Below are 22808 nucleotides of genomic sequence, written 5' to 3' on the forward strand. Positions count from 1 at the left end.
ACTGTGCCCACGGCACATGACACTGCGTTGCGCGTGAGCGGGACGGGAGACGTACAGATGGCGGAACAGCGGTCGGGCGGGGGCGCGGAGAGCCACGGGGGCAGGGCCGCCCCCGAGCACGTCCTGGTGGTCTTCCCCGGGTACCACCGCCCCTGGGCGGCCTGGATCAACCAGCGCCTCGAAGCCCACGGCGTACGCGCCACCCTCCAGCGCTGGGACCCGCCCCGCGAGGTCCCCCTCGAGGACTCCCTCGGCGACCTGCTGCTCGCCCGCGGCCAGGTCCTCCTCGTCCTCAACGACTGGTTCTTCGAGCTCGGCCCCCGGCCGGCCGGCGAATGGAACGACGTCCTGCGCGGCTTCGTCGCCGCCCACGCCGAGCGCTTCGCCGCCGTCAACCTCACCAACCGCACCCTGCTCCCCTCCACCGCCGTCCTCGAACCCGTCAGCCTCTGGGGCGTCGGCGAGGAGGAGGCGGAGGCCCGGCTGCTCGGCCGGCTCGCGATCGAGCCCCGCAGGTCCGCCGGCCGCCGCATCCCGGCCGCCGCCCTGGCCCGCTACCCCGACAACCCGCCGGAGATCTGGGGCGACATCCCCCGCCGCAACCCCCGGTTCACCGGCCGCGACGACCTCCTGACCACCCTTCAGGAGCGGCTCATGGACGCCGAGCGGGGCAGCGCCGCCTGCACCCTCCTCGGCATGTCGGGCATCGGCAAGACACAGATCGCCGCCGAGTACGCCCACCGGTTCAGCCCGGACTACGACGTCATCTGGTGGGTGAACTCCGACGACCGCAACGTCCAGCGCGACCGCCTCGGCGAACTCGCCGTCAAGCTCAACCTGCCCACCGGCAGCGAGCCCGGCGAGCGCATCCGGGCCGTCCGCGAGGCTCTGCGCCGGGGTGACCCGCACGCCCGCTGGCTGGTCGTCTTCGACGGCTGGGACGACACCGACGGCATCGACGTCATGCTGCCCCAGGGCCCGGGCCACGTCCTGATCACCTCCCGCAACCGCGGCTGGCGCGAGCACACCGACGTCCTGGAGATCCCCGGCTTCGACCGGCGCGAGTCCACCGGCTACCTCATGCGCCGCGCCCCGCAGATCAACGCGGCCGAGGCCGACGAGGTGGCCGCCGAGTTCGGAGACGTACCCCTGCCGCTGGTCCAGGCCGCCGCCTGGCTCGGCGAGTCCGGCATGGAGGCCGCCGAATACCTCCGCATGGTCCGCGACGGACGCCTCTCCACCGTCGACGAGCCCTCCCCGGGCGACGGCATGCCCAACGCCTCCCTCACCTCCTGGTCGATACTGATCAACCGGCTCCGTCTCTCCCAGCCGCAGGCCATCGACATCCTCAGCCTGTGCGCCTCCTTCGCCCCCGGCCGCATCCCCCTCGGCATCGTCCGCGCCTACCCCCAGGCACAACTGCCCGAGGACCTGCGCTGGATGGCCACCGACCTGCCCGCCTGGACCCGGGCGCTCGACACCCTCGTCAACTTCTCCGTGCTCACCCGCGAGACCCGCGGCCCGGTCACCACCGACGACATCGGCCCCCACCAGGAGTCGATCCACATGCACCGCCTGGTGCACGACATCGTCGCCCGCCTCACCGACGGCGAGCACCGCGACGCCCACCGCAAGGCCGTCCGCACCCTCCTCGCCGAGGCCGACCCGGGCAACCCCACGGACAGCCGGCACTGGCCCCGCTACTCCGAACTCCTGCCCCACCTGGAACCCTCCGGCGCCCTGCGCAGCACCGACCCCCGCATCCAGGTCGCCGTCCTCAACTGCCTCCGCTTCTGCGACCGCAGCGGCGAGTACAAGGCCGGCATCCGGCTCGCCCAGCGCATCCGGCACGAGTGGACCGCCTTCATGGAGCCCCTCGCCCCGCACATGCAGGAACTCACCACCCTCGAAGGCGACATCCTGCGCCGCTACGGCCGCTTCCGCGAGGCGTACGATCTCGACCTCGCCCAGCGCGAGCGGCTCGCCGCAGCCGAGAACACCGACCAGCTCGGCGAGCTCCAGACCAAGGTCTCCATCGCCCGCGACCTCCGCTTCCTCGGCCAGTACCAGGAGTCCGAACAGCTCCAGCGCGAAGCCCTCGCCGAAGCCCGCGACCTGCTGGGCGAGACCCAGTTCCTCACCCTGGTCGCCCGCCACAACCTCGGCGTGGTGCTGCGCATGCTCGGCCGCTACCAGGAGGCCTACGAGCAGGACACCGACACCCTCGCCCGCTGCGAGGCCGTCCTGCGCCCCCACCACGCCTCCACGCTCAACTCCAACAACGCCGTCGCCCAGGACCTCCGGCTGCTCGGCCGCTACCGCGAGGCCCTCGGCCGCCAGGAGGCCAACGTCCGGCTGCACGTACGCATCCTGGGACCCCAGCACCTCCACACCCTGTACGCGCAGAGCCAGCTGGCGCTCTGCCGCCGCCGCGAGGGCGGCTTCCAGCAGGACATCGGCGCCATGATGGCGAGCGTCCTCGAGCACCTGGAACAGGCGTACGGCCGCGACCACTACGTGACGCTGTCGGCCGTCACCAACTACGCCAACTTCCTGCGCGAACACGGCGACCTCGACCTGGCGAGGGAACTCATCACCGAGGCCGAGGCCGGCTACCGCGCCCTCCTCGGCCCCGCCCACCCCGTCTCCACCGGCGTCCTCGCCAACACGGCCCTGGTGATGCAGGCCTCCGGCGAGCGGGCCGCCGCCCTCACCATGCTGGAGTCCGCACTCGCCGGACTCACCGCCACCCTCGGCTCCGACCACCCCTGGGTGTTCGGCTGCGCCCTCAACACCACCGCCGCCCGCAACTTCAACGGCCGGGTGTACGAGGCCGCCGAACTCAGCCGCGACACCCTCCGCAGGGCCCGGCACGCCCTCGGCAACGAACACCCGCTGACCCTCTCCTGCCAGGTCGCGCTCGCCACCGACCTGCGCGGCCTGCGCGAGACCGACGAGGCGGGGAAGCTGGAGGAGGACGCGCTGCTCACCCTCACCAGGACGCTCGGCGCCCAGCACCCGCACACCCTCTCGGCACGCCAGCGCAACCGCCCGTACTGGGACTTCGAGGCCAACCTCTGACGTACGGCGGGACGGAACGCCGGAGGCCCGGCACCCCCTCGGGGGTGCCGGGCCTCCTCACGTCGGACGACGCGGTACGACGATCAGGCGTCGAAGACCTCGTTGACCAGCTGCTGCTGCTCCGCCTGGTGGCGCTTGGCCGAGCCGACCGCCGGGGAGGAGGAGTGCGGACGGGAGATCCGGCGCAGGCGCTCGCCCGCCGGGATGTCCGCGCCGACCGCCAGGTCGAGGTGGTCGATCAGGTTGAGCGCGATGAACGGCCAGGCACCCTGGTTCGCCGGCTCCTCCTGCGCCCAGATGTACTTCGCCGCGTTCGGGTACTTGGCGATCTCGGCCTGGAGCTCGGCACCCGGCAGCGGGTACAGGCGCTCGAGGCGGATGATCGCGGTCTCCGTGTCGCCGCGCTTCTGCCGCTCGGCCTCCAGGTCGTAGTAGACCTTGCCGGCGCAGAAGACGACCTTGCGGACGTCGGCCGGGTTCGCCGTCGCGTCACCGATCACCGGGCGGAAGCCGCCGGTGGTGAACTCCTCCACCTTGGACGCCGCGGCCTTCAGACGCAGCATCGACTTCGGGGTGAAGACGATGAGCGGCTTGTGGTGCGGGTTGTGGACCTGCCAGCGCAGCAGGTGGAAGTAGTTCGACGGCAGCGTCGGCATGGCGACCGTCATGTTGTCCTGGGCGCACATCTGGAGGAAGCGCTCCGGGCGCGCGGACGAGTGGTCCGGGCCCTGGCCCTCGTAGCCGTGCGGCAGGAGCAGCGTGACGCCGGAGGTCTGGCCCCACTTCTGCTCGGCCGAGGAGATGAACTCGTCGACGACGGTCTGCGCGCCGTTGACGAAGTCACCGAACTGGGCCTCCCAGATGACCAGGGAGTCCGGGCGGGCCAGCGAGTAGCCGTACTCGAAGCCCATCGCCGCGTACTCGCTGAGCAGCGAGTCGTAGACGTTGTAGTGGGCCTGGTCGTCGGTCAGGTAGAGCAGCGGGGTGTAGTCCTCGCCGGTCTCCTGGTCCACCAGGACCGCGTGACGCTGGCCGAAGGTGCCGCGGCGGGAGTCCTGGCCGGACAGCCGGACCGGGGTGCCCTCCATCAGCAGCGAGCCGATGGCGAGGGTCTCGCCGAAGCCCCAGTCGATGGTGCCGTCGTCGATGGAGGCGGCACGGCGCTGCATCTGCGGCAGCAGACGCGGGTGGACCGTGATCCGCTCCGGGATGGTGACCTGCGACTCGGCGATCCGCTTCACGACCTCGGCGGAGACCGCGGTGGTGACGCCGACCGGGAAGGCGGCCTTGGCGTCCGGCACGGTCGCCGTCGCCGGGGCGGCGGTGGCCTCGCGGACCTCGGCGAACACCTTCTCCAGCTGGCCCTGGAAGTCCTGGAGCGCCTGCTCCGCCTCTTCGAGGGTGATGTCGCCGCGACCGATGAGCGACTCGGTGTACAGCTTGCGCACCGAACGCTTCTTGTCGATCAGGTTGTACATCTGCGGGTTGGTGAACTGCGGGTTGTCGCCCTCGTTGTGACCGCGGCGGCGGTAGCAGATGAGGTCGATCACGACGTCCTTGTTGAACGTCTGGCGGAACTCGAAGGCGAGCCGCGCGACGCGGACCACGGCCTCCGGGTCGTCGCCGTTCACGTGGAAGATCGGCGCCTCGATCATGCGGGCCACGTCGGTCGCGTACATCGAGGAACGCGAGGACTCCGGGGCGGCGGTGAAGCCGACCTGGTTGTTGATGACGATGTGGACCGTGCCGCCGGTGCGGTAGCCCCGCAGCTGCGACATGTTCAGCGTCTCGGCGACGACGCCCTGGCCGGCGAAGGCCGCGTCACCGTGCAGGGCGACGGGCAGGACGGTGAAGTCCGTGCCGCCCTTGTTGATGACGTCCTGCTTGGCGCGGACGATGCCTTCCAGGACCGGGTCGACCGCCTCCAGGTGCGAGGGGTTCGCGGCCAGGGAGACCTTGATCTGCTCGCCGTCGAGACCGGTGAAGGTGCCCTCGGCGCCCAGGTGGTACTTGACGTCGCCGGAGCCGTGCATCGACTTCGGGTCGAGGTTGCCCTCGAACTCGCGGAAGATCTGCGCGTACGACTTGCCGACGATGTTCGCCAGGACGTTCAGCCGGCCGCGGTGGGCCATGCCGATGACGACCTCGTCGAGGCGCGATTCGGCGGCCGAGTCGATGACCGCGTCGAGCAGCGGGATGACGGACTCGCCGCCCTCCAGGGAGAAGCGCTTCTGGCCGACGTACTTGGTCTGCAGGAAGGTCTCGAAGGCCTCCGCGGCGTTCAGCCGGCGCAGGATCCGCAGCTGCTCCTCGCGCTCCACGCGGGAGTGCGGGCGCTCGACGCGGTCCTGGATCCACTTGCGCTGCTTCGGGTCCTGGATGTGCATGAACTCGACGCCGGTGGTGCGGCAGTACGAGTCGCGGAGCACGCCGAGGATGTCGCGGAGCTTCATCATCGACTTGCCGGCGAAGCCGCCGACCGCGAACTCCCGCTCCAGGTCCCACAGGGTGAGGCCGTGCTCGGTGATGTCCAGGTCGGGGTGCTTGCGCTGCTTGTACTCCAGCGGGTCGGTGTCGGCCATGACGTGGCCGCGGACCCGGTAGGAGTGGATGAGCTCGAAGACGCGCGCGGCCTTGGTGACGTCGTCGTCGTGCGAGGCGTCGATGTCCTTGAGCCAGCGGACCGGCTCGTAGGGGATGCGCAGGGCCTTGAAGATCTCGTCGTAGAAGCCCTCCTCGCCGAGGAGGAAGTTGGCGACGACGCGCAGGAACTCGCCGGAGGCGGCGCCCTGGATGACCCGGTGGTCGTACGTCGAGGTCAGGGTCATGACCTTCGAGATGCCCAGCTTGTTCAGGGTGTCCTGGGAGGTGCCCTGGAACTCGGCCGGGTAGTCCATCGAGCCGACGCCCATGATGACCGACTGTCCGGGCATCAGGCGCGGCACGGAGTGGACGGTGCCGAGGCCGCCGGGGTTGGTCAGGGAGACCGTGACGCCGGTGAAGTCCTCCATCGTCAGCTTGCCCACGCGGGCCCGCTTCACGATGTCCTCGTACGCCTGCCAGAACTCGAAGAAGTTGAGCGTCTCGGCCTTCTTGATGCCCGCGACGACGAGCTGGCGGTCGCCGTTGGGCTTCACCAGGTCGATCGCGAGACCGAAGTTCACGTGCTCCGGCTTGACCAGGGTCGGCTTGCCGTCCTTCTCCGCGAAGGAGTAGTTCATCGACGGCATGGCCTTGATCGCCTGCACCATCGCGTAGCCGATCAGGTGCGTGAAGGAGATCTTCCCGCCCCGGGCGCGCTTCAGGTGGTTGTTGATCACGATCCGGTTGTCGAAGAGCAGCTTCACCGGGACGGCGCGGACGGACGTGGCCGTCGGCACCTCCAGGGAGGCGTTCATGTTCTTCGCGACCGCGGCGGCGGGGCCGCGCAGCGTGATCAGCTCGGGGCCGGCGGGGGCCTCGGTCTTCGGCGCGGCGGCCGGAGCGGCCTTCGCCGGGGCCGGAGCGGCGGCGGCCGGCTTCGCGGCGGCCGGCGCGGGGGCCGCGGCGGGCTTCACGGGGGCCGGGGCCGGAGCGGCCGGGGCGGCGGCGGGAGCCGGAACGGCGGCCGGAGCGGCAGGCGCGGCCTGTGCGGGGCCCGCCTGCTGCGCGGCGGGCGCGCTCTGGGTGGTGGGCGCCGGGGCGGTCGGGGTCTCCGACGCTCCGGGCTTGTAGTCGGCGAAGAAGTCCCACCAGGCACGATCGACCGAATTCGGGTCCTGGAGGTACTGCTGGTAGATCTCGTCGACGAGCCACTCATTGGCACCGAAGGCGGTAGCAGGGTTCTGGCCCTGCCCGTCTTGGTCGGTCGGGGAGCTCGGGGTACTGGGGGACTGAGACGACACGGCGGCAACCGCCCTCTTCCGCTTCACAAGGTGATGGACAGCGGAAATAAAGGCTACGCCTGTCCGGCCGAGAGGTGCAGGCGGGGAGCGCCAACGTCGCGCAAGTCACACTTGACGGGGTGTTTCGGGGCCGTGAATGGCGGGAAACAAGCGTGGTTCCGCATGTGTGAGGGTAGGGAGAAGCGCAGGCACGGCCCGCTTCGACCGCACCTCTGACCAGGTCCCGCTCAGGTGCGCGGAGGTCTCCTCCACAGACACGCAGAACGAGCCGGTCCGGTTCGAACCCTACGTCAATCTCTCGGCGGAAGGCTGCCCGGAAGAGTGACCCGGATTCGGCAGCCACGTGACGATTCGGCCACCCCGATCCCGCCGCCGTGCAGATCCACCGCCCAGCGGGCGATCGCGAGACCGAGACCCGTGCCGCCGTCGCTCCCCGGGCCCTGCCGACGCGTCGCCGTACCCCGGTTGAACCGCTCGAAGACCTTGTGCCGCTCCGACTCCGGGATGCCGGGACCCTCGTCCTCGACCTCCAGCTCCAGCGAGTCCGGGTACGGCCCGCGCCGGGCCCTGACCGTGACCCGGCCGTGCGGCGGCGAGTGCTTCACCGCGTTGTCGATCAGGTTCGCCATCACCTGGTGCAGCCGCTCCACGTCCGCGTGCGCGACCAGCTCGGGCGGCGACACGTCCAGGTGCAGATGCACGTCCGTGCGGTTGTGCAGACCGGACGTCGACGACAGACCGCGCTGCGAGGCGGCGAGGTTCGCTTCCCGCAGAATTCCGGAGAGGTACGGCCAGACCTCGAAACGGCCCGCCCTGAGCGCCACGACACCGTTGTCAAGACGTGACAGGTCCAACAGCGTCTCCACCAGACGGCCCAGCCGCTCGGTCTGCTTCAGCGCCGACCGCATGGTCTCCGGATCCGCCTCGGACACCCCGTCCACGACGTTCTCCAGTACGGCCCTGAGCGCGGCGATCGGGGTGCGCAGCTCGTGCGACACATTGGCGACCAGCTCCTTGCGGTGCCGGTCCACTGCCTCCAGGTCGTCCGCCATGCGATTGATCGTCGAGGCCAGGTCGCCCAGCTCGTCGCGCCGGTCCGCGCCCCGCACCCGCCGGGTGAAGTCACCCCGCGAGATCGTGCCCGCCACCGTGGTCATCTCGTCGAGCGGTGCCGTCAGGGACTGCGCCACGAACTGGGTGATCAGCAGGGTCGCGATCATCGCGAAGATCGTGATGTAGCGGAACTCGGTGGACGTGCGGATCGCCACCAGGGCGAGACACGAGGTCAGCAGGACCGCTCCGACGACGAGCGCGCCCAGCTTGGTCTTGATCGAGATCGCGATCCGGCGGCGCGGCCCGCCGTCGGGCCCCCGCAGCTCCCTCGGCCACCCGGGCCCCCGCCGGCTCACAGCGCCGGGGTCTCCAGCGCGTAGCCGACGCCGTGGACCGTGCGGATGCGCTCGGCCCCGATCTTCCGGCGCAGCGCCTTGATGTGGCTGTCCACGGTCCGGGTGCCCGAGGCGTCCGCCCAGTCCCAGACCTCGGCGAGCAGCTGCTCGCGGGAGAGGACCGCCCGCGGGGTGCCGGCCAGGCAGACCAGCAGGTCGAACTCGGTCGGGGTCAGGTGCACGTCCTCGGAGCGCACCCGGACCCGGCGCTGCGCGTGGTCGATCTCCAGCTCGCCGAGGCGCAGGATGCCGCTGCGCGGCGTCACGGCGGCCAGTGCGGCCCGCTCCACCCGGCGCAGCAGCACGTGCACCCGGGCGGCCAGCTCGCGCATCGAGAACGGCTTGGTCATGTAGTCGTCCGCGCCCACGCCGAGGCCGACCAGCATGTCGGTCTCGTCGTCGCGGGCGGTCAGCATGAGGACCGGGACGGGCCGCTGGGCCTGGACCCGGCGGCACACCTCCAGGCCGTCGAAGCCGGGCAGCATGACGTCCAGGACCATCAGGTCCGGCTGCCAGGCCTCGGCCGCGTCCACGGCGGCGGGACCGTCGGTCGCCGTCTGGACGAGGAAGCCCTCGGCGCGCAGCCGCGCGGAGATCGCTTCGACGATCGTCGCGTCGTCCTCGACCACGAGCACCCGGCGCTGGGCCCCCGGAGTGGCCGCCGCACCGTGGTGAGTGGTGTGTGTCTGCTCCATTGCCCCGCCTCGCGTCGCCGTTGTCGGTGCAGCAGCCTAGAGGCACCGGCGGCGTCCCGGCTATCCAGGAGTTATCCGGGACGGACGGCGAGGTGGACCACGTCGGGGACGCCCCGGGCAACGGGGATCTCTTCCGTCCGTACCCCGCTGAATCCGGCATTCCGCAAGGACCCTTCGAAATCGGCGGAGGGCCGGGCGGACCATACGGCGAGCACGCCGCCGGGGTTGAGGCGGGCCGCGCAGGCCGCCAATCCCTCGGCGGCGTACAGGGATTCGTTGTCCTCGGTGACCGTCCAGTCGGGCCCGTTGTCGATGTCGAGGCAGAGCGCGTCGTAGGTGTCCGGCGAGGTGCGGAGATAGTCCATCAGGTCCGTGTGCAGGATCACGGTCCGGGAATCCGCCAGGGCGGCCCCGGAGATCGAGGCGAGCGGCCCCTGCCGGTGCCAGTCGATGATCGCCTCCTCCCGCTCGACGACCGCGATCCGGCCCCAGCGGGGATCGGCGGCGGCGTGGGCGAGGGAGAAGCCGACGCCGAGCCCGCCGACGAGGACGGCGGCGCCGGCGCGGACCTCCTCGGGCAGCGCGGCCTGCGCCGCGTCGATCAGGAGCCGCTCGGAGCGGCCGTCGGACGTGTCCATCAGGAACGTTCCGTTGGCGATGATCTCGAAGTGCTCGGCGCGGCGGCGCAGTACGACCTCTCCGTGCGGTCCTTCACGGCGGTCGAGGGTCACGGGTGCTGACATGGGCGGTCTCTCCGCTCTCGGCTCGTCAGTCGGTCTGTCCGGTCTCGTCCCATCCTTATCGGGCGACGGGGGCGACGACAAACGCGTTACGGGGCGACGGCGGCGACCGCAAAGGGGTTACGGCGACGGGGAGATGGCGGCGCACCCGGCCTCCGGCGCCGGCCGTCGCCGTACGGGCGGCGGGCGACCGGCGTCGCGGGAGCGGGTCTCAGCCCTCGCCGGTCACCCGCCGCGCGCCGCGCCACGCGTAGAGGCCGGTGCCCGCCGCGAGGACGCCGAGCGCCACCGTCCACGCCCCGGCCTGCCCGCCCGGCTGCATCACCCAGGCCCACCACTGCGCCCCGCCGCCCGGCCGGGACGGCGCCGCGAGATAGACCGTGCCCACGAGGAAGGCCGGCGGAAGCCAGCTCAACCGGGCGCCGACCAGCGCCGCGGCCCCCGCCGCAAGACCTGTGAGCCCCAGCGTGTTGCGTACGGCGGCGAGCGCGCCGAACTCCTCCGCGTGCCCCGGCACCGCAAGCGCGAACAGCAGGACGGCGAGCGCCACCGGGGCGAGGAGGTGCGCCAGCCGCCGGGGCCACCACGCGCGGACCGCCGTACGGTCCAGCTCGTCGCTCGGCGTGTGCAGGCTGGTGGCGATCGAGGCCGCGGCGAGCAGCGGGCCGAAGACGACGACCGGCAGCCGGGCCGTGTGGTCGAACTCGGGCAGCGACTCGAGCCACCGGGCCGCGCAGGCGGCGGCCACGGCGCAGCCGGCGACCGCGGCCAGCGCGCCGGGCAGGGCGCGGGAGCGCAGGTAGAGGACCAGCGGGGCGCTCACGGGACCGGCACCTCGTCCGGGTGGCAGGTGTTCGCCGCCAGATAGCGGGTGAGGTAGTCGCGCTGGGCGGCCGGGGACTTGGCGCGGAGCCGGTCGATGAACGGCTGGGCGGCGGTCGGATCGGGACCGTAGCCCTCGGGCGTCGGCGCCAGCCATTCGACGACGGCGAGGTTGACGGCGCTCGCCCGCTCCGCGTCCGCCCCCGTCATGTCACCCTGCCCGCACGTGTCCGAGAACAGCCACGACACCGCCGAGTTCAGAAACAGGTCCGGCCGCGTGAGCCGCCCGCGCGTCGCGTCCGCCGCCGCGTTCGGCAGCTCGACGTCACCGGGCCGAGGGGGCCCGAAGGGGCCGGCCACCCAGCGGGCCGGGGCGCCGGGCAGCCCCCTGAGGCGCGCGTTCAGCGGGGCGAGCGCCGCCGACACCTCCGGCAGCAGCCCGGCGTCCACGGCCGTCAGGCACACCTGCGGCGTCCCGTCGTCGCAGACCGGGCGGGCCAGGGCGGGGTCGTGCCGCCACGGCCCCTCGTCCGGCGGCAGGCGCAGGACCGCTCCCGCGGCGGCGACCGCCACGGCCAGCGGCACCAGGGCGAGCAGCCGTCGCCGGGCCGGGCGGAGCCCGTACGCCAGCAGCGCGGTCAGCGCGAGCCCCGCCGTCCAGGCCGCCGACACCGGACCGAACCACCACACCGGCCGGTCCCAGGAGAACTGGTGCTCGGCGGCGGGACCGAGCCAGCGGACGGGGCCCTCCGCGTACGCGCCGAGGATGAGCCCCATGTACCCCACGATCCCCAGGAGCGGGGCCGTGAGCCGCCATCGGACCACCCCTCCGACGACCTGGCCGACCGCGCCGAGGGCGGCGACGGCGACCACGTCGGCGGCCAGGAGTTCCAGGAACGGACGGCCCCCGGAGACGTACGGCCACGTCGCGAGGAGACAGACCGCGTCGGCCAGGAGCACCCCGGCCGCGGGCCACAGCGCGGAGGGCGCGACCGCGACGAACAGACGGCGCAGCGGGGAGCGGGGGACGGACTTCCACAGGTCCGTCGTGCCGCGCCGTCGGTCCCTGCCCCCCTGCCAGCAGCCCGCCGCGAGCGCGAGCGGCCCGCCGAGCAGCACGGCGGCCACGTGCAGCATGTTCGTGGCGTCGGCCCAGCGGCCCTGCCAGCCGGGCGCCTTGCCGTACATCGTGACGAGGACGGTCACGGCGACGGCGGCCCCCGTCCACGGCCCGAGCCCCCTCCGCAGCTCGACGACCAGGGGCCTCGGGGCGGCGGCGGGCCGCGCGGCGGTACGGGGCGGGGTGAGGGTGGCGGTCATCGCAGGGCCCCTTTCGGGCGGGAGGCGGCGGTCATCGGAGGGCCTCTTTCGCGTCCCGGGCCGGGGCCCGGTGGGCGCGCAGGGCGGCCGTGTAGCCGCGCTCGACCGCGTGCGTCGTGGAGTCGTCCCCGTCGGCCGACTCCCCTCCCAGTACAGTCAGTTCGGCCGTCGTCCCCTGGAAGGCGAGCCGTCCCGACTCGATCAGCGCGACGTCGGTGCAGGCCGCGGCCACGTCCTCCACCAGGTGCGTGGAGACCACCACCGTCGCCTCCGTGCCCAACTCCCGCAGCAGCGCACGGAAGTCCACTCGTTGCTCCGGGTCGAGACCGGCCGTCGGCTCGTCGAGCAGCAGCAACTCCGGCTCGTTCACGATGGCCTGGGCGATCCCGGCGCGCCGGACCATGCCGCCCGACAGGGTCTTCATCCGCGCGTCGATCCGGTCGGCGAGCCCGACCTGCCGCACCGCGCGCTCCACCGCCTCGGGGACCCGCCCGGCGGGCACCTCCTTGAGCCACGCGACGTACGCCACGAACTCCCGCACGGTGAAGGCGGGGTAGTAGCCGAACTCCTGCGGCAGATAGCCGAGCCGGCGCCGTACGGCGGTGCGCTCGCGGTGGCTCGTGGCGTCGGCGCCGAGCAGCTCCACCCGGCCGGAGGAGGGCGCGGCGACGGTCGCGAGGACCCTGATGAGGGAGGTCTTGCCGGCCCCGTTCGGGCCGAGGAGACCGTGCACGCCGGGGCCGAGGGTCAGATCGAGCCGGTCGAGGGCGACGGTACGGCGGTGGCGGACGGTCAGTCCGCTCACCGCGACGGCGGTCGAGGGGTTCACCGGGGCTCCAGGTGGTCGAAGGAACGGCGCCGCAGCGCGAGGAGGGCTCCGCAGGCGAGCGCGGCGGCGGCCCAGCTCCCCTGTGCGGCGGGGCCGGAGAAGTACGGGACGAGGGTGCTGCTGGTGGCGGGCCCGCCGAGCAGCGGGCCCGCGACGGCGAGCAGCCAGCCGCCGCCGAGCGTCACGGCGGCCGCCCGGCAGCCGACGAAACTGCCGAGCGCGAGCGCGGCGAGGGTCAGGGCGAGGCCGGGCAGCAGCCAGGCGGCGGCCCCCGGGAACCCGGCCACCGGCGGCAGCAGCGCCCCGCCCGCGGTCAGCAGCGGCACGCACACGGCGAGGACGGCGGCGGTACGGGTGAGCAGCAGCCGCAGCCCGCCGGAGGGGGTGGCGGCGGTGATCTCGTACAGGGGGTCCGCGTGCCGCCCGTACGAGACGGCGACTCCGGCGAGCGGAAGGACGGGGGAGAGGGCGAGCAGCAGGCTCCGCGCACCCTGGAACCCGGCGCCGTGGGCGAGCCCGAAGGCCCCCCCGACGACCAACACCACGGCCACCACCCAGGCCCCCCGAAGCGCGGGCCCCACAGCCCACCAGAGCCGCGCCCACCGCGAGAGGGGAGCGGGGGAGAAGCGGGGGGCACGGGGGTGCCCGGCCGGGCTTGGGACGTGCTCCGGCGGGTGGCTTGCGGCCGGGGTGGTCGTGGGGCTTCCGGCCGGCTCGGTGCTGGGACGCCTGGCCGGGCTCGCGGCCGGGGTGGCGGCGTGGCTCCCAGCCGGGCGGGCGCCGGGACGCCTGGCCGGGGCGGCGGCGTGGTCCCCGGCCGGGCCGGTGCCGGGACGTCCGGCCGGACTCGCCCCGCGTTCTCGCGGGTGGCTTCCGGCCGGGGTGGCGGCGTGGTTCCCAGCCGGGCGGGCGCCGGGACGGTGGCCCAGGGTGGTCAGGAGGTTGGTGCGTACGGCCGCCAGGGTGGGGCCCGCCGCGCCGGTCCGTACGGCGGCGGAGACCCGGGCCGCGCACCGCCCGCAGGCCTCCACGTGCTTCTCCACGGACCAGGCGTCGGTCTCGGCGGCCGTCCCGTCGGCGTACCGGCGCGCGAGGGCGTCGGAGACGTGCCACGGGGCTCCCGGGGCGTGCGGTGCCGTCATGCGGTGCCTCCCAGGGGCGATCCGAGAGCCGCGCGGAGCTCGCGGCGGGCGCGCAGGGCCCGGGTCTTGACGGTGCCCTCGGGTATCCCGAGCAGCCGGGCGGTCTCGCGGGTCGTCAGGCCGTCGACGACGGTCGCCCGCAGGACCTCGGCGAGCTCGGGCGACATCCGGTCGAGGGCGGCGCCCACCTCCCCGTATTCCAGGCCCGCGAGCACCCGGTCCTCGGCGGAGGGCGCGGTGACGGCCGGTTCGGCGCTCACGGTGACGCGCTCGGCCCGGGCGCGGACCCGCTGGGCGTCCACCAGGCGCCGTGCGGCGATCACCCAGATCCAGCCGCCGGCCTCGCCCCGTCCCCGGTGCGCCCCGGCGGAGCGCCAGACGGTGACGAAGGTGTCCTGGAGGACTTCCCGTACGGTCTCCTGGTCCGGGCAGCGCCGGGTGAGGCGGGCGTGCAGCCAGCCGGCGTGCCGGTCGTACAGCACGGCGAGCGCCTCGGTGTCCCCCCGGGCGACCGCGCGGAGCAGCGCCGCGTCGTCGTCCTCGTCGCCCCCGGAGGGGCCTCCCCCTGCGGGGCGCAACAGTCTCACGCCCTCTCTATCGCCCGGGCGCCCCGGTTCGGTTCTCCGTTCCGGGGGACGGCCCGTCAGGGGGTGGTCGGGGGGCCGCCGTCGGGGAGCACGGCGAAGACCCGCCGGAGGGCGGGCGGCCGCTCGCCGTCGCCCGCGACGACGAGCCGGTGGCGGTACGTCACGAAGTACTGGAAGCCGTCGGCGACCGGGCCGCCCGTCGGCCGCTCGGGGACCCGGGCGTACGCGGGGTCCTCGAGGGCGGCGCGGAGTTCGGCGGCCTCGGCGGGGGTCAGCCGGCCGGTGCGGGGCGGTTTGCGGCCGGAACGGCTGGTCCAGGAGCCGTCGTAGTGGATGACGAGCTGGTTGCGGACGCCGGCGAGGCCGCCGTTGACGACGACCTCGACGAGGACCGCGCCCGGCCGGGGCTCCGCCGTGCCCGTGCCTGCCGTGGCCGGCCCGCCCGGGGGAGGTGACGCGGGGCCGCTCGTCGCCGTCCCCGGGGCCGCCGTCCCGCTCGCGGGCGTGGCCGGTGACGCCGTGCGGCTCGTTCCCGTCGCCGTCCCGCCGCCGGTGGGCTCCGCCCCCGTCCCGCAGCCGCTCGCGCCGCCGACCAGGACCCCGGCCAGAAGCAGCGCCCCGCACCATCTCCCGCGTACGCCCCGTACGCCCCGCACCCCTCGCGCCATGGACCGAGCATGCCGGGTGAGGGGCGCCGCGCGCAGCCCGTCGGTCAGGTTCGGTCCGCCGGGTCTCCGTCCCGGACGATGCCGGTGAGCGGGCCCTGGTAGCGCCAGTCGAGGGAGTCGTACAGCGCGAGGCCGTCCGTGGTCGCGGCGAGCACCCCGGTCTCGGCGCCGGCCTGCGCGGCGGCCGCCTCCAGGGTGCGCATGACGTTGGCGCCGAGGCCGCGCCGCCGGTGCGCGGGGTCGGTCTCGATCTGGTCGGCGACCGCCGTGGATCCGGTCGGGGCGATCTGGCCGCGGGCGGCGAGGGTGCCGTCGGGTGCGAGGACGCGGACCCGGATGACACCGTCCTTGACCTCGGTGGTGCGCGCGTACCCCTCGGGCGGGGCGGGCCGGGCGCCCGGGTCGAGCGGCTTGATCATCATGAAGCCGGGGTCGTCGGGGACCGTCCAGCCCTCGGTGATCCACTGCTGCGCGTCCTCGGGCCCGGCCATGATCTTGAGCCAGGTGTACGGGGTGGTCAGCCGGGTGCAGAGGGCGGTGACCGTGGTGGCGTCGGGGGCGGGCAGGACGTGCCGGACGACGTGCCGGGGCAGCCCCACGTCGATCCGGTACCCCCAGGGCCGGCCGACGGCGGCCGGGGTCCCCCGAGAGACGGTCCAGCCCGCCACCCATGCCGATGTAAGAGCTGCAATATCCATGCGCTCATTACATCGGCCAAAAGTGGCCCGCGCGAGAGTGATCGCTCAGAGCGAACAGCCGTCCGGGAACATTCATGGGCTCACATGCATTGAGTCGGCATAGCTCAACTTGACTGCCGAAGGGGAGATCATGGCTTCTGACTCCAAGCCGTCCGTGCCGCTCACTCTGCCCGTGCTGCCGCTCGACGACGAGGTCGTGCTGCCCGGCATGGTGGTGCCGCTCGACCTGTCCGACACCGACGTGCGGGCCGCCGTCGAGGCCGCCCAGGCCGCCGCGCGGCCCGGCACGGGCAAGCCGCGCGTGCTGCTCGTGCCCCGCGTCGACGGGACCTACGCGGGAACCGGCGTCCTGGGCACCGTCGAGCAGGTCGGACGGCTGTCCGACGGCGACCCCGGCGCCCTGATCCGCGGCATCGGCCGCGTCCGCATCGGCGCCGGTACGACCGGACCCGGCGCGGCCCTCTGGGTCGAGGGCAGCACCGTCGAGGAGACCCTGCCCGACCCGCTGCCCGGCCAGGTCGCCGACCTGGTCAAGGAGTACAAGGCGCTGGCCACCACCTGGCTGAAGAAGCGCGGCGCCTGGCAGGTCGTCGACCGCGTCCAGCAGATCGACGGCGTCGGCGCCCTCGCCGACAACTCCGGCTACTCCCCCTTCCTCACCGTCGAGCAGAAGGTCGCGCTCCTGGAGACCGCCGACCCGGTCGCCCGTCTCAAGCTCGCCACCGCCCAGCTCCGCGAGCACCTCGCCGAGCAGGACGTGGCGGAGACCATCGCCAAGGACGTCCAGGAGGGCGTCGACAAGCAGCAGCGCGAGTTCCTGCTCCGCCGCCAGCTCGAAGCCGTCCGCAAGGAGCTCCGCGACCTCAACGGCGAGGCCGAGGGCGACGAGTCCGACGACTACCGGGCCCGCGTGGAGGCCGCCGCCCTGCCGGAGAAGGTCCGCGAGGCCGCCCTCAAGGAGGTCGAGAAGCTGGAGCGGTCCAGCGACCAGTCCCCCGAGGGCTCCTGGATCCGCACCTGGCTGGACACCGTCCTCGAACTGCCGTGGAACGAGCGGACCGAGGACCGGTACGACATCCGCGGCGCCCGCGCCGTGCTCGACGCCGAGCACGCGGGCCTGGACGACGTGAAGGAACGGATCACCGAGTACCTCGCGGTCCGCAAGCGCCGTGCCGAGCGCGGCCTCGGCGTCGTCGGCGGCCGCCGCGGCGGAGCCGTCCTCGCCCTCGTCGGCCCGCCCGGCGTCGGCAAGACCTCGCTCGGCGAGTCCGTCGCGCACGCGATGGGACGCGAGTTCGTCCGGGTCGCCCTCGGCGGCGTACGGGACGAGGCGGAGATCCGCGGTCACCGCAGGACCTACGTCGGAGCCCTGCCCGGCCGGATCGTCCGGGCCATCAAGGAGGCCGGGTCCATGAACCCGGTGGTCCTGCTCGACGAGATCGACAAGGTCGGCTCCGACTTCCGCGGCGACCCCGCGGCGGCCCTCCTCGAAGTCCTCGACCCGGCGCAGAACCACACCTTCCGCGACCACTACCTGGAGGTCGAACTCGACCTCTCCGACGTCGTCTTCCTGGCCACGGCCAACGTCCTCGAAGCCATCCCGGAGGCGCTGCTCGACCGCATGGAGCTGGTCAGGCTCGACGGCTACACGGAGGACGAGAAGGTCGTCATCGCCCGTGACCACCTGCTGCCCCGGCAGCTGGAGCGCGCGGGCCTGGAGCCCGGCGAGGTCGTCCTCGAGGACGCCAGCCTGCGCAAGCTGGCCGGCGAGTACACCCGCGAGGCGGGCGTCCGCACCCTGGAGCGGTCCATCTCCCGGCTGCTCCGCAAGGTCGCGGCCCAGCACGAACTCGGGGACCGCGAACTGCCGTTCACGGTCACGCCGGACGACCTGCGCGAGCTCATCGGACGGCCGCACCACGTGCCGGAGTCGGCCCAGGACCCGGCCGAGCGCCGGACGGCCGTGCCCGGTGTCGCCACCGGACTCGCCGTGACCGGGGCGGGCGGCGACGTGCTCTTCGTCGAGGCCTCCCTGGCCGACCCGGAGACCGGCGCCGCCGGACTGACCCTCACCGGCCAGCTGGGCGACGTGATGAAGGAGTCGGCGCAGATCGCGCTCTCCTTCCTCCGCTCGCACGGCGCGGAACTGGAGCTGCCCGTCACCGGTCTGAAGGACCGCGGCGTGCACATCCACTTCCCGGCGGGCGCCGTCCCCAAGGACGGCCCGAGCGCGGGCGTCACCATGACGACCGCCCTCGCCTCGCTGCTGAGCGGGCGCCTGGTCCGCACGGACGTGGCCATGACCGGAGAGGTCTCCCTCACCGGCCGGGTCCTGCCGATCGGCGGCGTGAAGCAGAAGCTGCTCGCCGCGCACCGGGCGGGCATCACCACGGTCGTGATCCCCAAGCGGAACGAGGCCGACCTGGACGACGTCCCGGCCGAGATCCTGGAGAAGCTGGAGGTCCACCCGGTGACCGACGTCCGGCAGGTCCTGGAGATCGCGCTGGCGCCGGCCGCGGTGCCGGTCGGAGCGGCCGCGTAACGCACGCGGGACCGGAGCGGGGTGCCCCCGGAGGGCGCCCCGCTCCGCCGTGTCCGGGGGCGCCGCGTACCCGGAGGTAATTCTTCACCCGGATGTCAGTCGGGGGTGTCATGCTCGTACGCATGAACGAAGACGCCTTCTGGGCTCTCATCGACGAGTTGAGCCGCCGGCCCGGTGACCGGGACGAGCGGCTGGAGTGGCTGCGCACGGAGCTGCTCCGGCGACCGGCCGCCGAGAGCGTGGAGTTCCAGGTGCGCCTGGAGGACGCGTGCGAGGCCGCCGGCTCGCGCGCGCTGTGGCGGGCGGCGGACCGGATCGAGAGCGGGGGCTGCACCGACGACGGCTTCCACTACTTCACGCTCTGGCTGGTCGGCCAGGGGCGGAAGGTGTACGAGTCGGTGGTCGCCGACCCGGACGCGCTGGCCGACGTCCCGGAGATACGGGCCCTGGTGGGCCGGCTCCGGGGCGAGTGGGACGACGACGAGTGGCCGGAGTGGGAGGAGCTCGACTACGTCGCCCAGGACGCCTTCGACGAGCTGACCGGCCAGGAGGACGACGACGGCGAGGAGTTCCTCGACGCCGTGGAGGAGGCCGCCGAGGAGCTCGCGGACGAACTCACCGGCGACGCGGGGGAGTGGGAAGAGGGCGGCGCGCCCCGGGGGTCTCGTCCGGAGGGGATGGCGATACCCCGGCTCGCCGCCCTCTTCCCGCTCGGCGCGTCCGGCTCCTGAGGCTCCGGGGACGGCATTCCCGGAGTTCCCATGAGCCGGACGGGTCCGGGCGCCTAGGAGGCGGAGGAGTTCCGGCGGCGGCCCAGGAGCAGGCTGCCCGCGCCGAAGGCGGCGAGGGCGCCCGCGCCCGCGAGCGCCATGGGCAGCGGGGAGGCGGGGGCCGCGGTGGCCTCGGCGGAGAGGGCCGGGGCCTGCTCGTCGCCGCCGTGGCCCGCGTGGCTCACGGTGGACAGGGCCGCGCCGGCCGCGATCTTCGCCTCGGTCGGGGCCTGGGCCTGGGTCTTGGCGGCCTGCCCCGCCGCCGTACCGCCGAAGGTGACGTCCGAGCAGCTGTAGAAGGCCTCGGGGCTGTCGTTGCGCTGCCACACCTTGTAGATGATGTGGCGGCCGGTGCGGGCGGGGAGGTTGCCGGTGAAGTTGTAGTAGCCGTCGGTGGCGGTGCGGGTGGTGTTGTGGACGGCGACGGGGGTCGCGTCCAGGTCCGACCACTTCAGCGGCTGCGTGGGGTCGAAGCCCGGCTTGGTGATGTAGACGGTCATGGTGCCGGAGTGGGCGGCCGTCACCCGGACCTTGAAGGCGAAGGAGCCCGCGGTGACCGGCGTCGAGGGCCAGTCGGTGCGCGCCCAGTCCAGGGCCCGGTACTTCTCGCGGTTCGCCGAGCAGAGCTTGCCGTCCGGGATGAGGGCCTGGTGCTGTCCGGCGGCGTTGGCGATGTTGACCTCGTTCCAGTCGTAGAGCGGCTGGGTGCCGGAGTCGGCGACGAGGTCCTTGCACACCTGCGACTTGGGGGTCTCGGGGCCCTCGGCGTAACAGGCGGCCACCCGGCTCACGGGGTTGAAGACGGCTCCGTGGGCGCTCGCGGTGGTGGGGGTGAGGGTGACGAGGGCAGCAGCGGCGGACAGGGCGGCGACGCCGGCGGCGGTGCGGCGGGTGGACGGCATGCGGGGGCTCTCTCTCGTGCGTGGGGAGGACGGAACGAGCAACGCGCGCTGAGCGAACGGAAGTTGAGTCCCGGGCGATCGTCGTAGAGACTCGCATTGGTCCATACCAATAGGCAAGGGAGCGGACGGAAAAAGCCGCAGCGGCCCCCGGGGTGCCGCACACCCGGGGGCCGCTCGTCGTGCGGGAGCCGTCAGCCGTTGGCGAGCGCCTGCACCCGCGACAGGTCGCCGTTGAAGTGGTTGTGGTCGCCGACCGTCGGGCCGGAGGAGGTGTACTGCCACATCGTGTAGTACTGCCAGCCGGCCGGGAGTTCGCCCACCGTCGCGGCGTACCGCGCGATCCACAGCGGGTTGGTCGAGGCGAAGGCGGAGGAGTTGCCGGTGCACTGGGTCCACCAGCTGGTCGCCGTGTAGATGACGGCGTCCCGGCCGGTCCGCGCCTTGTACCGGTTCACGAAGTCGCGGATCCAGGCCACCATGCCGGCCTGGGTCTTGCCGTAGCAGGTCGCGCCGTACGGGTTCCACTCGATGTCGAGGACCCCCGGCAGGGTCTTGCCGTCCTTCGACCAGCCGCCGCCGTTGTTGACGAAGTAGTCGGCCTGGGCCGCGCCCGTCGTCGTGTCCGGGGTGGCGAAGTGGTACGTGCCCCGGATCATGCCCACGTTGTACGAGCCGGTGTACTGCTGGTTGAAGTAGGTGTTCTTGTAGTAGGTGCCCTCCGTCGCCTTGACGTAGGTCCACTTGACGCCGCTGTTCCACAGGGTGGACCAGGCGACGTTCCCCTGGTGGCTGGAGACGTCCACGCCTTCCGTCTGGACGGCCAGGGCGGAGGCGGCGCCGGGGGCGGCGCCCTGCCCGTCGTGCGCGAGGACGCCCATGCCCATGCTGGCGGAGCCGCGGGCGGGCGCCGGGCGGACCCCCGGGTCCGGGGCGGCGCCGGCGGAGGCGGCGAGGGGGAGGAGGAGGGTCAGGGCCGCGAGTGCGGCACCGGCGAGGGTCGTTCCGGATCTGTGCACACGCATTGCGTGCCTCCGAAAGGATCGAGGGGGGAGGGGTGTCGGGTGCCGGCTGACAGTCCTGGTGTGGACATGTCATGGATGACGTCGGGGACGACGCTACGCACGTAGACCCGGCCGGCGGAAGGGGGCCTGGATGCCGCCGTTGGTCTACGCCTGCGAAATACTGAAGGAGCTGCGGCGATGGGCCTCGGCCGAAAGAAACTTTCAGCGGCTGGAAGTGGCGCGAAAAGCGCCGCCAGGCCGCCGGGGAACCTGCGGGAGGTGCCGACGTGCACGCAAGCGGTACGGGAAGTGAAGACAAGGCCGCGCCGCCCACCGCCTCCCCGACCCCCGGCGGCGAGCCCGCGCCGCCCACCGCCGCCCCGGCCCCCGGCGGCGAACCCGGGCCGACCGCCCTCGGTGACGCCGCCGACGTTCCGCCCGCCGGGGTCGACCGCGAGTTCCTCGCGCTCGAACGCGAACTTGCCGTCTTCCTGCGGCGCGCCCGCGCCCAGTCCGGCGAGATGGCCCGCGAGGTCCACCCCGAGCTGGAACCCGCCGCTTACGGCCTCTTCGTACGCCTCGACGACGCCGGCCCCCAGCGGGCCACCGAACTCGCCGGGTACTTCGGCGTCGGCAAGGCGACCATGAGCCGCCAGCTCCGCGCCCTCGAAGACCTCGGCCTGGTCGCCCGCGACCCCGACCCCGCCGACGGGCGCGCCTCGCTGGTGCGGCTCACCGAGGAGGGCCGGAACCGCTTCCGGCACGTGCGGGACGCCCGCCGCGAGCGGTACGTGCGCAAGCTCGCCGACTGGGACCGCTCCGAGGTCGCCGAACTCGCCCGCCTCCTGAACCACTTCAACGTCAGAGCCGAGGGCTGAGCGCTCAGCCCTCCCGCAGCTCCGTGTAGACCGCCGTCGCGTCGTCGTGCCGCTTCCAGCGGCGCACCCCGCCCGCCCGCTCGTCCGCCGCTTCGAGGGCCCGCACCCGGTGGAGCAGCCCGAGCGCGCCCTCCTTGCGCAGCACGCCCAGGCACTCCGCCCAGTCGCCCTCGCCGAACAGCTCCACCCAGCGGCTCGCCCCGTCCGTGAGCGCGGCCAGGGACCGTACCTCCGCACGCGGGGTCGAGCCGGTCACCGCCCGCACCGCGACCGCCGGGTCGGCCGCCGCCGTGAAGAAGCCGCCCTCGTGGTTCCGCAGCCGGTCCGTCGCCGCGAGCGAGCGCAGGATCTCGTCCGGCACCCGGTCGAGCCGGTCGTCCAGCACGGCACGCACCGCCCCGTCCGGGGACTCCAGGAGCAGGACGGAGTCGGAGAGGACGAGGTGCTCGACCGAGGAGGCGTCCCAGCGCGCCAGGACCACGGTCGCCTGGGGCGTACGGACGTGAGAAAGGTCACAGGTGTCGCGGTGGGCATCCGCGGTGCGCCGGATTGCCAGCGACAGGATCTCGGACAGCGACATGTCCGGCCGGGAAGCGGACAGTTCGGTCAAAGCCCCACCGAGTCGCGCGGTGAACCACGGGACGGAGTGCACACAACCGTCGTCGCCCACGGGCGGGGTGACGCCGTCGAGGAGGACGACGGTCCCCCCGCCGCCGGAGGCGGGCAGAGCGGCGGCCGCCCAGTCCTCGTTGGGGCGTTCGGGGCTGCCGGGGAGGGAGGCGACGTCGCTGCGCATGACAT

Annotated in this window: 18 protein-coding genes; 4 read left to right on the forward strand and 14 right to left on the reverse strand. The window is 73.4% G+C overall.

Annotated elements, in window-relative coordinates:
* The first annotated feature begins 57 nt into the window (after window positions 1-57).
* Window positions 58-3081, forward strand: coding sequence for an FxSxx-COOH system tetratricopeptide repeat protein (gene fxsT, locus DEJ43_RS24880; RefSeq protein WP_015036150.1), 3024 nt, complete (start codon window positions 58-60; stop codon window positions 3079-3081).
* An 83-nt stretch (window positions 3082-3164) separates the two neighbouring features.
* On the opposite strand, the gene DEJ43_RS24885 is transcribed toward fxsT, so the two are convergent.
* The 11 genes from DEJ43_RS24885 to DEJ43_RS24935 all read right to left on the reverse strand — a co-directional run bounded on the left by DEJ43_RS24885 (window position 3165) and on the right by DEJ43_RS24935 (window position 15914).
* Window positions 3165-6965 (reverse strand): multifunctional oxoglutarate decarboxylase/oxoglutarate dehydrogenase thiamine pyrophosphate-binding subunit/dihydrolipoyllysine-residue succinyltransferase subunit, encoded by a 3801-nt coding sequence (locus DEJ43_RS24885; protein WP_015036151.1) that lies wholly within the window; start codon window positions 6963-6965, stop codon window positions 3165-3167.
* A 290-nt stretch (window positions 6966-7255) separates the two neighbouring features.
* Window positions 7256-8341 carry a HAMP domain-containing sensor histidine kinase gene (locus DEJ43_RS24890; RefSeq protein ID WP_051026157.1) on the reverse strand — a complete coding sequence of 362 codons (1086 nt, stop codon included), beginning with the start codon at window positions 8339-8341 and terminating at the stop codon, window positions 7256-7258.
* Between the two features lie 29 nt (window positions 8342-8370).
* On the reverse strand, window positions 8371-9108 hold the full coding sequence (locus DEJ43_RS24895) for a response regulator transcription factor (RefSeq protein WP_015036153.1): 738 nt from the start codon (window positions 9106-9108) through the stop codon (window positions 8371-8373).
* A 71-nt stretch (window positions 9109-9179) separates the two neighbouring features.
* Window positions 9180-9851 (reverse strand): spermidine synthase family protein, encoded by a 672-nt coding sequence (locus DEJ43_RS24900; protein ID WP_015036154.1) that lies wholly within the window; start codon window positions 9849-9851, stop codon window positions 9180-9182.
* A gap of 208 nt (window positions 9852-10059) precedes the next feature.
* The gene (locus DEJ43_RS24905) at window positions 10060-10671 is read right to left on the reverse strand and encodes a hypothetical protein (protein ID WP_015036155.1); all 612 of its coding nucleotides are present in this window, start codon (window positions 10669-10671) and stop codon (window positions 10060-10062) included.
* Window positions 10668-11990, reverse strand: coding sequence for a hypothetical protein (locus DEJ43_RS24910; RefSeq protein WP_015036156.1), 1323 nt, complete (start codon window positions 11988-11990; stop codon window positions 10668-10670). Before DEJ43_RS24910 ends, DEJ43_RS24905 begins: the two co-directional genes overlap by 4 nt.
* Window positions 11991-12021: 31 nt before the next feature.
* Complete coding sequence (locus DEJ43_RS24915; RefSeq protein ID WP_015036157.1) at window positions 12022-12819, reverse strand: ABC transporter ATP-binding protein; 798 nt, start codon at window positions 12817-12819, stop codon at window positions 12022-12024.
* Entirely contained in the window at window positions 12816-13961 is a 1146-nt protein-coding gene (locus DEJ43_RS24920; RefSeq protein ID WP_015036158.1) for a hypothetical protein, read from the reverse strand. The genes DEJ43_RS24915 and DEJ43_RS24920 overlap by 4 nt, the downstream gene beginning before the upstream one ends.
* A complete protein-coding gene (locus DEJ43_RS24925) occupies window positions 13958-14548 on the reverse strand; it encodes an RNA polymerase sigma factor (RefSeq protein WP_015036159.1) in 591 nt (196 codons plus the stop codon). The genes DEJ43_RS24920 and DEJ43_RS24925 overlap by 4 nt, the downstream gene beginning before the upstream one ends.
* 56 nt (window positions 14549-14604) lie before the next feature.
* The gene (locus DEJ43_RS24930) at window positions 14605-15216 is read right to left on the reverse strand and encodes a hypothetical protein (protein WP_015036160.1); all 612 of its coding nucleotides are present in this window, start codon (window positions 15214-15216) and stop codon (window positions 14605-14607) included.
* A 44-nt stretch (window positions 15217-15260) separates the two neighbouring features.
* Window positions 15261-15914: a GNAT family N-acetyltransferase gene (locus tag DEJ43_RS24935; RefSeq protein WP_015036161.1), complete on the reverse strand. Its 654-nt coding sequence runs from the start codon at window positions 15912-15914 to the stop codon at window positions 15261-15263.
* 130 nt (window positions 15915-16044) lie between these two features.
* Between DEJ43_RS24935 and lon the strand changes: the two genes are divergently transcribed.
* Together lon and DEJ43_RS24945 are read left to right on the forward strand one after the other, a co-directional pair.
* Complete coding sequence (gene lon / locus DEJ43_RS24940) at window positions 16045-18456, forward strand: endopeptidase La (RefSeq protein WP_015036162.1); 2412 nt, start codon at window positions 16045-16047, stop codon at window positions 18454-18456.
* A gap of 122 nt (window positions 18457-18578) precedes the next feature.
* Window positions 18579-19187, forward strand: coding sequence for a DUF4240 domain-containing protein (locus DEJ43_RS24945; protein ID WP_071892500.1), 609 nt, complete (start codon window positions 18579-18581; stop codon window positions 19185-19187).
* A gap of 53 nt (window positions 19188-19240) precedes the next feature.
* Here the strand turns inward: DEJ43_RS24945 and DEJ43_RS24950 are convergent, their stop codons facing one another.
* Both DEJ43_RS24950 and DEJ43_RS24955 read right to left on the reverse strand, forming a co-directional pair.
* The gene (locus DEJ43_RS24950) at window positions 19241-20128 is read right to left on the reverse strand and encodes a lytic polysaccharide monooxygenase auxiliary activity family 9 protein (protein ID WP_015036164.1); all 888 of its coding nucleotides are present in this window, start codon (window positions 20126-20128) and stop codon (window positions 19241-19243) included.
* A 191-nt stretch (window positions 20129-20319) separates the two neighbouring features.
* Complete coding sequence (locus DEJ43_RS24955) at window positions 20320-21150, reverse strand: lysozyme (RefSeq protein ID WP_015036165.1); 831 nt, start codon at window positions 21148-21150, stop codon at window positions 20320-20322.
* 266 nt (window positions 21151-21416) lie between these two features.
* On the opposite strand from DEJ43_RS24955, the gene DEJ43_RS24960 reads away from it, so the two are divergent.
* Complete coding sequence (locus DEJ43_RS24960) at window positions 21417-22007, forward strand: MarR family winged helix-turn-helix transcriptional regulator (RefSeq protein WP_015036166.1); 591 nt, start codon at window positions 21417-21419, stop codon at window positions 22005-22007.
* A gap of 4 nt (window positions 22008-22011) precedes the next feature.
* Here DEJ43_RS24960 and DEJ43_RS24965 read toward each other — a convergent pair whose 3' ends face one another.
* The gene (locus DEJ43_RS24965; protein WP_041662865.1) at window positions 22012-22803 is read right to left on the reverse strand and encodes a hypothetical protein; all 792 of its coding nucleotides are present in this window, start codon (window positions 22801-22803) and stop codon (window positions 22012-22014) included.
* Window positions 22804-22808: the final 5 nt, after the last annotated feature.

The organism is Streptomyces venezuelae ATCC 10712 (assembly GCF_008639165.1).
Classification (GTDB): Bacteria; Actinomycetota; Actinomycetes; order Streptomycetales; family Streptomycetaceae; genus Streptomyces; species Streptomyces venezuelae.

Coding starts and splice junctions, on each gene's coding strand:
- fxsT (WP_015036150.1), top strand. CDS start 58: ATGGCGGAACAGCGGTCGGGCGGGGGCGCGGAGAGCCACGGGGGCAGG.
- DEJ43_RS24895 (WP_015036153.1), bottom strand. CDS start 9,108: ATGGAGCAGACACACACCACTCACCACGGTGCGGCGGCCACTCCGGGG.
- DEJ43_RS24900 (WP_015036154.1), bottom strand. CDS start 9,851: ATGTCAGCACCCGTGACCCTCGACCGCCGTGAAGGACCGCACGGAGAG.
- DEJ43_RS24910 (WP_015036156.1), bottom strand. CDS start 11,990: ATGACCGCCACCCTCACCCCGCCCCGTACCGCCGCGCGGCCCGCCGCC.
- DEJ43_RS24920 (WP_015036158.1), bottom strand. CDS start 13,961: ATGACGGCACCGCACGCCCCGGGAGCCCCGTGGCACGTCTCCGACGCC.
- DEJ43_RS24930 (WP_015036160.1), bottom strand. CDS start 15,216: ATGGCGCGAGGGGTGCGGGGCGTACGGGGCGTACGCGGGAGATGGTGC.
- DEJ43_RS24935 (WP_015036161.1), bottom strand. CDS start 15,914: ATGGATATTGCAGCTCTTACATCGGCATGGGTGGCGGGCTGGACCGTC.
- lon (WP_015036162.1), top strand. CDS start 16,045: ATGGCTTCTGACTCCAAGCCGTCCGTGCCGCTCACTCTGCCCGTGCTG.
- DEJ43_RS24945 (WP_071892500.1), top strand. CDS start 18,579: ATGAACGAAGACGCCTTCTGGGCTCTCATCGACGAGTTGAGCCGCCGG.
- DEJ43_RS24950 (WP_015036164.1), bottom strand. CDS start 20,128: ATGCCGTCCACCCGCCGCACCGCCGCCGGCGTCGCCGCCCTGTCCGCC.
- DEJ43_RS24955 (WP_015036165.1), bottom strand. CDS start 21,150: ATGCGTGTGCACAGATCCGGAACGACCCTCGCCGGTGCCGCACTCGCG.
- DEJ43_RS24965 (WP_041662865.1), bottom strand. CDS start 22,803: ATGCGCAGCGACGTCGCCTCCCTCCCCGGCAGCCCCGAACGCCCCAAC.